10 protein-coding genes are annotated in these 12381 nt (G+C 69.4%); 4 read left to right on the top strand and 6 right to left on the bottom strand.

The genetic code is table 11. From position 1 onward, the window contains the following. Positions 1-340: 340 nt before the first annotated feature. The 4 genes from bcsB to ABEA07_RS07620 form a co-directional block, all read right to left on the bottom strand. Positions 341-2608, bottom strand: coding sequence for a cellulose biosynthesis cyclic di-GMP-binding regulatory protein BcsB (gene bcsB / locus ABEA07_RS07635; protein ID WP_345536944.1), 2268 nt, complete (start codon positions 2606-2608; stop codon positions 341-343). Next, positions 2608-4773, bottom strand: coding sequence for a UDP-forming cellulose synthase catalytic subunit (bcsA, locus tag ABEA07_RS07630; RefSeq protein ID WP_345536943.1), 2166 nt, complete (start codon positions 4771-4773; stop codon positions 2608-2610). Before bcsA ends, bcsB begins: the two co-directional genes overlap by 1 nt. 253 nt (positions 4774-5026) lie before the next feature. Then, positions 5027-5878, bottom strand: coding sequence for a GGDEF domain-containing protein (locus tag ABEA07_RS07625; RefSeq protein WP_345536941.1), 852 nt, complete (start codon positions 5876-5878; stop codon positions 5027-5029). A 37-nt stretch (positions 5879-5915) separates the two neighbouring features. Further along, entirely contained in the window at positions 5916-6935 is a 1020-nt protein-coding gene (locus ABEA07_RS07620; RefSeq protein ID WP_345536940.1) for a diguanylate cyclase domain-containing protein, read from the bottom strand. A 126-nt stretch (positions 6936-7061) separates the two neighbouring features. Between ABEA07_RS07620 and ABEA07_RS07615 the strand changes: the two genes are divergently transcribed. Then, positions 7062-7451, top strand: coding sequence for a nuclear transport factor 2 family protein (locus ABEA07_RS07615; protein WP_345536938.1), 390 nt, complete (start codon positions 7062-7064; stop codon positions 7449-7451). 57 nt (positions 7452-7508) lie between these two features. Here ABEA07_RS07615 and ABEA07_RS07610 read toward each other — a convergent pair whose 3' ends face one another. Next, complete coding sequence (locus tag ABEA07_RS07610; protein ID WP_345536937.1) at positions 7509-8297, bottom strand: IclR family transcriptional regulator; 789 nt, start codon at positions 8295-8297, stop codon at positions 7509-7511. Between the two features lie 128 nt (positions 8298-8425). Here ABEA07_RS07610 and ABEA07_RS07605 point away from each other — a divergent pair, with 128 nt between their 5' ends. The 3 genes from ABEA07_RS07605 (at position 8426) to pcaF (ending at position 11159) form a co-directional block, all read left to right on the top strand. Next, positions 8426-9121 carry a 3-oxoacid CoA-transferase subunit A gene (locus ABEA07_RS07605; protein WP_345536936.1) on the top strand — a complete coding sequence of 232 codons (696 nt, stop codon included), beginning with the start codon at positions 8426-8428 and terminating at the stop codon, positions 9119-9121. A 158-nt stretch (positions 9122-9279) separates the two neighbouring features. Continuing rightward, the gene (locus ABEA07_RS07600; RefSeq protein WP_345536935.1) at positions 9280-9927 is read left to right on the top strand and encodes a 3-oxoacid CoA-transferase subunit B; all 648 of its coding nucleotides are present in this window, start codon (positions 9280-9282) and stop codon (positions 9925-9927) included. A 26-nt stretch (positions 9928-9953) separates the two neighbouring features. Further along, complete coding sequence (gene pcaF / locus ABEA07_RS07595; RefSeq protein WP_345536933.1) at positions 9954-11159, top strand: 3-oxoadipyl-CoA thiolase; 1206 nt, start codon at positions 9954-9956, stop codon at positions 11157-11159. 219 nt (positions 11160-11378) lie between these two features. Here pcaF and lhpI read toward each other — a convergent pair whose 3' ends face one another. After that, positions 11379-12314, bottom strand: a complete 936-nt coding sequence (gene lhpI / locus ABEA07_RS07590; RefSeq protein ID WP_345536932.1) for a bifunctional Delta(1)-pyrroline-2-carboxylate/Delta(1)-piperideine-2-carboxylate reductase — start codon at positions 12312-12314, stop codon at positions 11379-11381. Between the last annotated feature and the right edge of the window lie 67 nt (positions 12315-12381).

Here is a 12381-nt window from a genome sequence, read left to right as displayed (position 1 = left end):
GTTGCCCGTAGCGAAGCGGAGGGACGCGCACAGTGGGGTCGCCTTTCTTTGGTTACTTTCTTTGGCGAGACAAAGAAAGTAACTCGCCCGCCGGGGCGAACTCCCGGCTCCTGCGCCACCCAACCAGCAAGGCCAAAACAAAGCCCCGCGTGGCGAATCCCAGCCTCCCCAGCAACAACAAGAACAACGCCAAAGCAAAGGCCCAGTGCCCTCACCCCCCACAGGGAGACGGGGCAAGACAGCACCCCCCCCGCCCGCTCCCCGACGAAGAGGGAGCAAGACCCACGCCGCCGCACGTCGCCTCACGAACCCGCCCCTTCCCGCTTCCTCGCACGCCGCCTCACGACCCCGCCCCCAGCCGCACCTTCGCACGCCGCCGCAAGCTGACATACGCCGCCCCCGCACCCACGAAAGCCAGCACCAGCACGAGCCCTGCCAGCATCAGCGGATTGCGCGACAGCTTCCATTGCAGCCAGGTCACCGGCGGCAGTCGTCCCACGTCATAGCTTTCCCCCGCCAGCAGGCTGTGCACCTCCGTCCCCCGCACGATCGAGGTGCTCCCCTGGATGAGGCGAAGCATGCCGGGCGACATCAGCGCGTCCAGCAAGGCCGGCTGCGATCCCGCGTCCGCGACCACTGCGACCACGCTGCGGCCCGGCTTGAGCGGCGATTCGAAGCCCGCCAGCGCGGCGTCGCGGCCGTCCGCCGCGACGGCCATCTGCGTGCCGGCGGGCAGGTCCTCGCGCTGGCGCGTGCCGGTGACGAAATCCAATGCCTCGTCGAACCAGTTGCCCAGCCGCATCGCCTGGACGCCGTTGCCCCGCGCCAGCGGCATCCGCGCGGCCCATTGCGCGAACAGCGGCTGGCTCTCGAGGCTGCCCAGGACCAGCAGGTCCTTGTCCGTCCATTGCGAGACCTGGGAGGCTCCGCCGGCCGAGACCCGCAGCGCCGGGTAGCCCGTCGCATTGCCGAACTGCCCCATCAGCGCCAGGAAGATCTCCCGGTCCGCCAGCGTCGGCGCGTCGGGCAGGACCACCGCCGTATCCGCCAGGTCGGCCAGGCGCGTGAAGGGAAAGCCGCCGTTGGCAAAAGCGGCGAGTTCGGGCATCGCGATGTAGTGCGGCAGCCCCGAGATGTCGATCGTCGAATCGGCATCGATGCTGCCGCGCACGTTGTCGAGCAGCGGCTGGCAGGGCCCCGCATCGGGCTGGAAGTGGTAGTGCAGCCGCAACTGGCTTCGAGCGCCCAGCGCGAGCGGCGGCAGCAGGATGGTCTTGCGCTCGGCGGTGGTGCCGTCGGGCAGCAGCGTGCGGGCGAAGGGGTTCCACCACGGATTGCCCGCCGGATTGGCGGCACGCAGCGGCAACGAGCCGATGAAGCTTTCCCCGACGTTGACGTTGAGCGTCGACTGGTCGGGCCGGACCCGCGGCGTGTAGCGGTACCCGAGATCGAGCGGGATGCCGCGCGCGCGCCAGGTGAAGAGGTCGGGCGGCAACTGCAGGTTGACCTTCACCACGTCCGGCGTGTAGCCCGACACGCTCAGGTCCTTGGCAGCAGCCAGCTCGCCGAGCTGCACCGGCCGGTCGCTGGCGATCCAGCGAGGTGCGTCGTGGGGCCGCCGCGCCGGTGGTGGCACGAAGCCTTCGACGACCGTCGCGCCGCCGGTCAGCGCGCGGCTGTTCAACGCCAATGCCGCGGCCGCCGTGCGCAGTTCGGCGGGGTTGCGGCCCATGACGAGCAGCAGCTTGTGCGACGCATCGCCCGGTCGATCGACCACCGCCAGCGCCGGCCCCGCGATGGCGGGCAGTTGCAGTCCCTCGATGGCGGCGCCGGGCATGGCGAAGACCACCGCGTGCGAGCCCTTCGGCAGCATGCCGGTGGAGACCGGGAACAGCGCGCCGCGATAGCCCGCCAGCGCACCGAACCACGAGGACACGATGCCGGCCGCCTCCAGCGTCGGGAAGCCCGCGTCGCCCAGCACGAAGGGCAGCCGCAGGCGCCGCGCGTCGCGTGGGTCGAAGAAAGGCGCCGGCAGCGTGCCCAGGTCGGCACGGGCCTGGAAGGGCTCGACGGTCAGCCGCAGCGTGCTCGAGGCGTCCACCTTGGCCCACAAGCTGGAGTGGGCCGGGTCCTCGCATGCGCGCGTGTAGTGGCCGATCAGTTCGAGGTCGATGCGGTTGTAGTCGCTCATCAACCGGCGGTCGATCGGAATGTCCGCGCTGCGCGGCTGGCCTGCCCCCTCGCGCGGCAGAGGCAGCGTCGCCACCACCACGTCGTTGACGCTCACCGCGATGTGCGACAGCTCGGGCAGCAGGGCCGGCGAGTAGGCGTAGTTCAGATGCAGCGATGCGGCCGTCACGAGTTCGTCGCCGCGCACGCTGAAGGGAATGCCCACCGAGGCCCGGGTGCCGCGCAGCGTGATCGCGTAGTCGACGCCGAGCTGCGTGAGGTTCATGTCCCGCGTGGCATTCGCGGCGGCGGCCACCGAGGGTGCCGCCGCCGGCGCGGGTGTTGGCTCGCCGGACGGCTGGGCGCGTGCAACGCACCAGGCCACCGACGCCAGTGCCAGCGCCAGCGCAAACGCCGGCGGCTTCTTCCGGTTGCGCATCAACTCGACTCCTCGGATTGCGGTGCGCGCCCCGCGGCCGCCGGTGACTGCAGCCGGCGGACGATGGCTTGCCGGTAGTGCGCGAACATGTCCCTGAAGCCGACGGCGCTGATGCGCGCGATGTGCGCCAGCACGCGGTGCGCGCCGACGCGTGGATGGCGGCCCCAGCGCTCGGCCCAGATGTCGGGCCGCGAGATCGTGCATCGCACCAGCGCCTGCTCCTGCGCGACCGTCAGGCCTTCGAAGCGCAGGCCCATTCGCCCGCCGCGGCTGAAGCGCACGGTGGCCGGGAAGCGGTGCTCGGTCTCGCCCTCGAACAACGACACCCCCACGGCCGCGCCGTGCGCGCAGTGCGGATCGCCCGGCAGGTCGATGGCCAGCCCGGTGGTGGAGAAGTCGAAGGTCCGGCAGGCGATGGGCGCCCGGCCGGGCAGGTGCAGCAAGGCCGGCATCTGCAGCGCCACGCGATGGGCCGTGCGCATCTGGCGCGATTCGTTCGCCGCGGCGACGCAGGCGCCGAGGATCACCAGGTTGTAGCCAGTCCAGGCCAGGTTGAGCCAGACGGTGGCGATGCGCTCCGCGTCCACCCACGTCAGCCGCCACAGGCCGAAGCCGATGCCGATGAAGTTGAGCGCCAGCAGGAAGATGCTGGCCTTGGCGATCTGCGTGTCGAAGTAGCGGCGCTCGATCAGTCCGCCCTTGGCCGTCACGTTGAAAGCGCCCGCCTTCGGATTGAAAAGCGCCACCAGCGTGGGCCGGAAGATGTGCCAGGCCAGCACCGCCTCGTACACCTCGTTCCAGAACAGGTAGCGAAAGCGCCCCTGCACGCGGCTGTTGGTCAGGTTGGCGTGGAAGATGTGGGGCAGCGCGTAGGCGAAGATCATCGCGGCCGAGGCGTGGATCACGCTGGCGCCGAACACCAGGTAGGCCAGCGGCGCGGTGAGGTAGATCAGCCGCGGCAGTCCATAGAGGAAGTGCAGCATCGCGTTGAGGTAGCACAGCCGCTGTGCCCAGCTCAGCCCGCGGCCCAGCAGCGGGTTGTCGGTGCGGAAGATCTGCGTCATGCCGCGGGCCCAGCGGATGCGCTGGCCCACGTGGCCGGACAGGCTCTCGGTCGCGAGGCCTGCGGCCTGCGGGATCGCCAGGTAGGCGGTCTCGTGGCCGGCGCGGTGCATCTTGAGGGCGGTGTGCGCGTCCTCGGTCACCGTCTCCACCGCGATGCCGCCGACCTGCTCGCAGGCGCTGCGCCGCAGCACCGCGCACGAGCCGCAGAAGAAGGCCGCATTCCACAGGTCGTTGCCATCCTGGATCAGGCCGTAGAAAAGCTCACCCTCGTTCGGGACGGTGCCGAAGGTGCCGAGGTTCTTCTCGAAGGGGTCGGGGGAATAGAAGTAGTGCGGCGTCTGCACCATCGCGAGCCTGGGCGCGCGCCCGAACCAGCCCATCGTCACCTGCAGGAAGGAGCGCACGGGCGCATGGTCGCAGTCGAAGATGGCGATGAATTCGCCGTCCGTGTTCCTGAGCGCGGCGTTGATGTTGCCGGCCTTCGCATGGCGGTTGTTGTCGCGCGTGACGTGGGTCACGCCGACTTCGTCGCAGAAGGCGCGGAAGGTTTCGCGGCGGCCGTCGTCGAGGACGAAGACGCGCAGGCGGTCGCGCGGCCAGTCCATCGCCAGGGCCGCGAGCACGGTGGGGCGGACCACGGACAGCGGCTCGTTGTACGTGGGGATGAGCACGTCGACGGTGGGCCACGACGCACGGTCCGCCGGCAGCGGCGCAGGCGTGCGGCCGAGCGGCCAGGCGGTCTGCACGTAGCCCAGCAGGAGCACCAGGAAGGCGTAGATCTCGGCCAGCAGCAGGCCCCACGCGAGCACGAGGTCCAGCACGTTCTCCATGTACATCGTGTCGGTGAGGCGCCAGTACAGGTAGCGCGACGAGACCGTGACGGAGAGGAACATCAGCGCGAGCGTCGCAAGCCGGCCGGCGAAGCGGTTGATGACCAGCGCCGCGATGAAGATCGCGACCGACAGCGTGAGCTGCTGGTGCAGCGTGAGCGGCACCACGACCAGCACGGGCAGCATGCCCAGGGTGAGCGCCCAGGCGGCCCAGTGCACGGCCGAGCGGGCCGCATGGGCCGTCGGCGCGGACGGCCTGGCCTCGCTCACCCGCGGCCGGGCGGCGACGCGGCCGCGATGCGGTGGAGCGGGGCAGCAGGGGTGCCGGATGCGTCGTCGCGGCAGGCTGGGCGTGGAGAAAGCGGCTTCATCGACGACAGGGATTTGTTCTTGCGGCGGTTCGTGGTGCGATGGTCCGACAGATTTGCACGAATGCCGCTGCGCGGATGCCAGATTTCTCCGACATGTTGTAACGCCCCATCACTCCCTTAGGTGATTGGTATGCATTCCAAGGGCGATGCGCTCAGCGCCGCGAGCGCTGCGCGCCGCTCGCGTGCCGGCCGCGCCCGCCCTCCTTGGCCTGGTAAAGCATCCGGTCGGCGCGGGCGATCAATCCGCGCCAGCTCTCCGCGCCGTCCGTGCCCAGCGCCACGCCGACGCTGGCGCCGATTTCGAGCTGCAGCTCCGCGATCTCGAAGCGGGGCTGTGCAGCCGCCACCACTTTCTCGGCGACCGCATCGGCATGCGCGACGTCGCGCATGCCGGCGAGGGCGACGGCGAACTCGTCGCCGCCGAGCCGGGCGACCGCATCGGTGGGACGCACCAGCGCCTGCAGGCGCCGCGCGAACTGCTGCAGCAACTGGTCGCCGACCGCATGCCCGTGCGTGTCGTTGACCTGCTTGAACCGGTCGAGATCGATGTACAGCAGGGCCAGCGAACGGGTGCTGCCCTGCTGTTCGAGCCAGGCCTCGAAGCCGGAGCGGTTGAGCAGCCCGGTGTTCGGTGAAAGTCGGCCCGGATGGGGGTTGAGCGGGGAAGGCCGCGCATCCGCGCGCGGGAAGTCCAGGCCCAGCGAGACCCCGGCGGCACCTTCGAGGAGGTGCGAAAGCGGCAGCCCGATCAGCGCCACGATGCAGACCCGCAGGGCCCAGACCCAGGCCGTGTGCGCCGCGGCACCCGGCGGCTGCGTGCAGCCGAAGAAGCAGACGCCGATCGCGAGAAAGAGCAGCGGATTGACGAGTCCGATGGACAGCGAGCCCGGGACCAGGCGCGCGATGGCGCCGAGGCCGATCACCCAGTGCACGGCGAGGATGGCGGCGAGCACGATCACCAAAAGGCCCGCAACGCGCGGAGCTGACAGTTGCGCCTTCTGCATCAACCTCTCTTTCATGACACGCGGAGTGCGGGCGATGTTACTGCGCGATGCCGGCGTGCCGTCCGCGCCCGGCCTTCTTGGCCTGGTAGAGCATCCGGTCGGCTCGGTCGATCAGCGTGTGCCAGCCAACCGTGCCGTCGGCGCCGAGTGCGATGCCGACGCTGGCGCCGATCTCCAGCCGCCGGTCCGCGACCTCGAATTGAAGCCGTGCGGCCGCCACGACCTCGTCGGCCATCGCTTGCGCACGCGTGCCGCCGTCGGCGCCGGTCAGGGCGATGGCGAACTCGTCGCCGCCCAGGCGCGCCGCTGCGTCGTCCTGGCGCAGGATGGCCTGGAGGCGCCGCGCGAACTGCTGGAGGAGCTGGTCGCCGACGGCATGTCCGTGCGTGTCGTTGACCGCTTTGAAGCGATCGAGGTCGATGTACAGCAGGGCCAGGGCTTCGGTGCTGCGGTGCTGCTCGAGAAAGGCCTCGAAGCCCGCGCGATTGAGCAGTCCGGTCAGGGGATCGCGACGGGACAATTGCAGGAGCCGCGCGTTCTCCTGCTGCTGCCGGCGGCGCGAGGCCAGCTGGTCGGTGATGTCGCGCATGACGGACGAGTAGAGATGGACGCGGCCATCGGCACCCTTGTGCGCGATGACCATCTGGTTGACGGGAACCACGCGGCGGTCCGCCGCGTACACCGTCGTCTCGCCGATCCAGACGCCGTCGGCCTCGGCCGCGGGCAGGATGGTGCCGACGAACAGGTCGTTGGTCTCGGGCGTGTTGAAGCGGGTGACGTCGAAGCCCTGCACCGTGTCGTGGGGGGCGATGCCGAGGGACCGGCGCAGGGCCGGGTTCATGTAGTGGATGCGCCCGCGGGCATCCGTCTGGACCACGTAGTCGGTGGTGTGTTCGAACACGGTGACCAGGTCGCGCCATGCGCGCTCTTGCGCCTGGATGCGGCAGGTCTCGTGTCCGCGTCCGGCCCGGCGCCGGAATGCCGGCAGGAGGCCGATGGCAAGTAACGCGAGGAGGGCGCCCGCGACGCGCGGGGCCGACAACATCGCCTTGTGCATTTTTCTCTCCCTGGTTCGCGATGGGCGGCGATCTTACTCACTCTTTCCATCTCCGCTGCAGCGGGGTTGGCGGGCGGGGCGCGGGCGCTCACAATGCCGGCGTCACCGCACGACGGAGAAGCTGCCATGAACCAAGACGTCCTCGCCACCTGGCACGCGCTGGTGCGCACCCGCGACACCCGCGGGCTGGATGCGCTGCTCGCGGACCAGGTCGTCTTCCATTCGCCGGTGGTCCATACGCCGCAGGCCGGCAAGGCGGTGACGACGCAGTACCTGTCGGCGGCCTTTCACGTCTTCTTCAATCCTTCCTTTCGCTACGTGCGGGAGCTGGTGGGGCCGCGCGATGCGGTGCTGGAGTTCCAGGTGGAGATCGACGGCATTTCGGTCAACGGCGTCGACATGATCCGGTGGGACGAGGCGGGGAAGATCGTCGACTTCAAGGTGATGATTCGGCCGCTGAAGGCGATCAACCTGATTCACCAGAAGATGGCGGCGATGTTGCAGGCCAATCAGTAGTGTGTGAGCTGGGTGGGTTGCGTGAGTGCGCGAGCTGCGCGCACCGTCCACGCGCGCTCAAAGCAGCCGTGAGATCTCATCCGCCGCCGCCAACAAAGAAGGCAGCATGGTCTCCTGCATCACCTTCGCGCTGGTCCGGTTGGCCTGCCCGCTGATGTTGAGCGCCGCCACCATGCGCCCGCTGCGGTCCACGATGGGCGCGGCGATCGAGATCAGTCCCTCTTCCAGCTCCTGATTCACCACGCACCAGCGCTGGCGCCGGGCCTGCTGCACCTTGGCCACCAATGCGTCGATGTCGGTGATCGTGTGGCGGGTCAGGGCCTCGATGTCCGACGCTGCCAGCCGCCCGCGCAATGCGGGCTCGTCCAGTTCCGACAGCAGGAGGCGGCCCATCGACGTGCACCAGGCCGGCAGCCGCGAGCCCACCCCGAGGCTGATGCGCATGATCTTGTGCGTGGGCACGCGCAGCACGTAGACGATGTCCGTGTCGTCGAGGACCGCCGCCGAGCAGGACTCCTGCACCTGCTGCACCAGCGCTTCCATCACCGGCTCGGCCCGGTTCCAGATGGGCATCGAGGACAGGTAGGCGAAGCCCAGGTCGAGGATGCGCGGCGTCAGCATGAACAGCTTGCCGTCGAAGGCCACGTAGCCCAGAGTCTGCAGCGTCAGCAGGATGCGGCGCGCACCGGCGCGCGTGAGGCCGGTGGCGGCCGCCACGTCGCTCAAGGTCTGGCGAGGGGTTTTCTCGCTGAAGGAGCGGATCACCTGCAGCCCGCGCGCGAAGGACTGCACGTAGCTGTCGCCGGGGGTGGGTGTGTCGGACTGGGTTTTCTTCAGGGTTGCCATGGCGTTCGATCCTGCATAGAATTCATTATACGAACACATGTTCGATATACGAACATTTTGAACATGGTGGTTCGAGCCTCAAGCCGAGGCCTTCGGCTGCTTTTCCTTCACCCCGGAGACAAGTTTTCATGATCGACAAGATCGCGCGCTCGGTCGCCGATGCCATGGCCGGCATCCAGGATGGCGCCACGGTGCTCATCGGCGGCTTCGGCACGGCCGGCATCCCCAACGAGCTCATCGACGGCCTGATCGAACAGGGCGCCAAGGACCTCACGGTCGTCAACAACAACGCCGGCAACGGCGACACCGGCCTGGCCGCGCTGCTCAAGGCCGGCCGGGTGCGCAAGATCATCTGCAGCTTCCCGCGCCAGGCTGACAGCTACGTGTTCGACGAGCTCTACCGCAGCGGCAAGCTGGAGCTGGAACTGGTGCCGCAGGGCAATCTGGCGGAGCGTATCCGCGCGGCTGGTGCGGGCGTGGGCGCCTTCTTCTGCCCGACCGGCTTCGGCACCCAGCTCGCCGGGGACCGTGAAACACGCGAGATCGACGGCAAGCAGTACGTGCTGGAGTACCCGATCCACGGCGACGTCGCGCTGATCAAGGCCGAGCGCGGCGACCGCTGGGGCAACCTGACCTATCGCAAGGCGGCGCGCAACTTCGGGCCGGTGATGGCCATGGCGTCCAGCCGCACCATCGCCACCGTGCACGAGATCGTGGAGCTGGGCGAGATGGACCCCGAAACCATCGTGACGCCCGGCATCTTCGTCAAGAACATCGTCAGGATCGACCGCGTCGCCACGCAAGCGGGCGGTTTCAAGAAATGAACACCCCCGTCGCTTGCTCACTTCGTGTAGCCGCCTCCCCCCTCCAGGGGGCGACACCAGCGGCCCGGCAACGCCGGTTCCGCGGCGTCTCCCGAACGGGCTTCGCTTCGCTTGCCGCGGCAGTCGCCGCTTGCCACTGAACAGGACGGAAAACTGAAATGACAGCTACCTACCAGCGCCGCACCAAGGACCAGCTCGCCGCCCGCGTCGCCCAGGACATCTTCGACGGCGCCGTCGTCAACCTGGGCATCGGCCAGCCCACGCTGGTGGCCAATCACCTGCCGGCCGGCCGCGAGGTCATCCTGCACAGCGAGAACGGCATCCTCGGCATGGGCCCGGCCCCGGCCGCGGGCCAGGAGGACTACGACCTCATCAACGCCGGCAAGCAGCCCGTCACGCTGCTGCCCGGCGGTGCCTTCTTCCACCATGCCGACAGCTTCGCGATGATGCGCGGCGGCCACCTGGACATCTGCGTGCTGGGCGCCTTCCAGGTCTCGGCCACCGGCGACCTGGCCAACTGGAGCACCGGCGAAGAGGGCGCCATTCCCGCCGTCGGCGGCGCGATGGACCTGGCGATCGGCGCCAAGCAGACCTGGGTGATGATGGACTTGCTCACCAAGAAGGGTGAGAGCAAGATCGTCGCGCAGTGCACCTATCCGCTGACCGGAATCGGCTGCGTCAAGCGCGTGTATTCCGACCTCGCCACCCTCGAATGCACGCCCTCGGGCCTGAAGCTCATCGACAAGGTCGAGGGCCTCGAGCATGCCGAGCTCGAGAGGCTGGTGGGCCTGCCGATCGCCGCCTGAATTCCTGTTTTTCAAAGAGACTCGCCATGACGAATCAAGCCTTCATCTGCGACGCCGTTCGCACCCCCTTCGGCCGCTACGGCGGCGCCCTTTCCAGCGTGCGCGCGGACGACCTCGGCGCCGTGCCGCTCAAGGCGCTGATGGAGCGCAACAAGGAGGTGGACTGGCAGGCCGTGACCGACGTGCTCTACGGCTGCGCCAACCAGGCCGGCGAGGACAACCGCAACGTCGCGCGCATGTCGGCCCTGCTGGCCGGCCTGCCGCTGGAGCTGGGCGGTGCCACCATCAACCGCCTGTGCGGCTCGGGGCTGGATGCCGTGGGCAGCGCCGCGCGCGCCATCAAGGCTGGCGAGGCCGGTCTCATGATCGCCGGCGGCGTGGAAAGCATGAGCCGCGCCCCCTTCGTCATGCCCAAGGCCGAGAGCGCCTTCAGCCGCGCCAACGCGGTCTACGACACCACCATCGGCTGGCGCTTCGTCAACAAGCTCATGAAGGCGCAGTACGGCGTCGACTCCATGCCCGAGACCGCCGAGAACGTGGCCACCGACTACAAGATCGAGCGCGAGGCGCAGGACCGCATGGCGCTGGCTTCGCAGCAGCGCGCGGTCGCGGCTCAGAAGTCGGGCTTCTTCGACGGCGAGATCGTGCCCGTGCACGTGCCGCAGAAGAAGGGCGACCCGATCGTCGTGAACAAGGACGAGCACCCGCGCGACACCAGCCTCGAAGCGCTGGCCAAGCTCAAGGGCGTGGTGCGCCCCGACGGCACCGTGACCGCCGGCAACGCCAGCGGCGTGAACGACGGTGCGTGCGCGCTGCTGCTGGCCGACGAGGCCCATGCGGCCAAGTACGGCCTGACGCCGCGCGCCCGCGTGGTCGGCATGGCCACTGCAGGCGTCGCGCCGCGCGTGATGGGCATCGGCCCGGCGCCCGCCACCGAGAAGGTGCTCAAGCTCACCGGCCTCACGCTCGACCAGATCGACGTGATCGAGCTCAACGAGGCCTTCGCCGCGCAGGGCCTGGCGGTGCTGCGCCTGCTGGGCCTGAAGGACGACGACGCCCGGGTCAACATCAACGGCGGCGCGATCGCGCTGGGCCACCCGCTGGGCGCCAGCGGCGCGCGGCTGGCGACCACCGCGGTCAACCAGCTCCACCGCGGCGGCGGCCGCTACGCGCTGTGCACCATGTGCATCGGCGTGGGGCAGGGCATTGCCGTGATCCTGGAAAGGGTCTGAGGGGCCCCGGCTATCCCTGGCGGCGACATCGGGAAGGGCCCGGGCGCTGCCTGAGCTCGCATTCGTCCATCGTGTGCGCAGGACCGATCTGCGCGAGCTGATCGAAGCCCTCGAAGCCCCCACCCGAAGTGGCAGAGGCCGTCATGAACGAGCTGCACGCAGCGATGCGTGCCTGCCATGTCCATCCTCGGCCGGCGCAAAGCGCCAGCTTGGTGGTGGTCAGGGGCGCGCCACCTGCCACACGAGCGTGGCGGCCGCGAGGTCTTCCAAAGCGCTGCCGACAGCCTTGAAGACGGTCCGCTCGGTACCGTCGGCGCGTCCGCCGTGCCGGCCTCGGCACAGGTCGAACAGCGTGGCCTGCACCGCATCGCGCGCGAGCGTGCCGGCCGCGATCGCATCGAGCAGGTCGCCGGCCTTTGTCACGGCTTCCTCGGTATCGACGAAGGTGTTCGCAGCGGCGAAGCAGGCCGGATCGGCCTCGCGCATCTGCGGGGTGAAACTGCCGATCAGGTCCAGGTGCGAGCCCGGCGCCAGCCATTCGCCCTTCACCAGCGGCGAAGTGGCGAGCGTGGCGCAGCTCACGACATCGGCTTCACGCACCGCGGCCTCCAGGTCGGTCGTCGCTTGCGCATTCCAGCCCTCGCTGCGCCATTCGGCGGCCAGCGCTTCGGCGCCCTCCGGGCGGTGGTTCCAGACGCGCACTTCATCGATCTGGCGCACCCGGGCATGCGCGGCCGGCAGCAGGCGCGCCACGCGGCCGGTGCCCAGCACCAGCAGGCGGCGCGCATCCTGCCGCGCCAGGAAGGCGGCGCCCAGCGCCGAGGCGGCCGCGGTGCGGTGGGCGGTGATCTCGTTGCCGTCCATCATCGCCAGCGGCACGCCGGTGTGGGCGTCGTAGAGCACGTAGGTGGCATGCAGCCCGGGCAGCCCGCGCGACCCGTTGCCGGGAAAGATGTTGATGGTCTTGATGCCGAGGTAGCCGGCCTCGCTCCAGGCCGGCATGATCAGCACGGTGCCGCGGTCGCCGCCGGCCTCGACCGCATGCACGTGGCGCGGCGGTACGTGGACGTCGGCCGCGAAAGCGCTGCGCAGCGCGGGAAGCAGGCGATCGAAGGCCAGGGCACGGCGGGTGGTGTCGGCGTCGAACTGCTCCATGGCGAAAGGTCTTCGGTCGGGCGAGAGTTGGCACCATTGTGAGGCGGGAAGCGGATGCCATCGCCGC

Origin of the sequence: Variovorax defluvii (assembly GCF_039541515.1) — a bacterium.
GTDB classification, from domain to species: domain Bacteria; phylum Pseudomonadota; class Gammaproteobacteria; order Burkholderiales; family Burkholderiaceae_C; genus Variovorax; species Variovorax defluvii.
This window is presented reverse-complemented; position numbering and strand designations above follow the sequence as displayed.

Excerpts from the sequence above, each read along its gene's own strand:
- bcsB (WP_345536944.1), bottom strand. The coding sequence starts at position 2,608 with ATGCGCAACCGGAAGAAGCCGCCGGCGTTTGCGCTGGCGCTGGCACTG.
- ABEA07_RS07625 (WP_345536941.1), bottom strand. The coding sequence starts at position 5,878 with ATGCAGAAGGCGCAACTGTCAGCTCCGCGCGTTGCGGGCCTTTTGGTG.
- ABEA07_RS07620 (WP_345536940.1), bottom strand. The coding sequence starts at position 6,935 with ATGCACAAGGCGATGTTGTCGGCCCCGCGCGTCGCGGGCGCCCTCCTC.
- ABEA07_RS07615 (WP_345536938.1), top strand. The coding sequence starts at position 7,062 with ATGAACCAAGACGTCCTCGCCACCTGGCACGCGCTGGTGCGCACCCGC.
- ABEA07_RS07610 (WP_345536937.1), bottom strand. The coding sequence starts at position 8,297 with ATGGCAACCCTGAAGAAAACCCAGTCCGACACACCCACCCCCGGCGAC.
- ABEA07_RS07605 (WP_345536936.1), top strand. The coding sequence starts at position 8,426 with ATGATCGACAAGATCGCGCGCTCGGTCGCCGATGCCATGGCCGGCATC.
- ABEA07_RS07600 (WP_345536935.1), top strand. The coding sequence starts at position 9,280 with ATGACAGCTACCTACCAGCGCCGCACCAAGGACCAGCTCGCCGCCCGC.
- pcaF (WP_345536933.1), top strand. The coding sequence starts at position 9,954 with ATGACGAATCAAGCCTTCATCTGCGACGCCGTTCGCACCCCCTTCGGC.
- lhpI (WP_345536932.1), bottom strand. The coding sequence starts at position 12,314 with ATGGAGCAGTTCGACGCCGACACCACCCGCCGTGCCCTGGCCTTCGAT.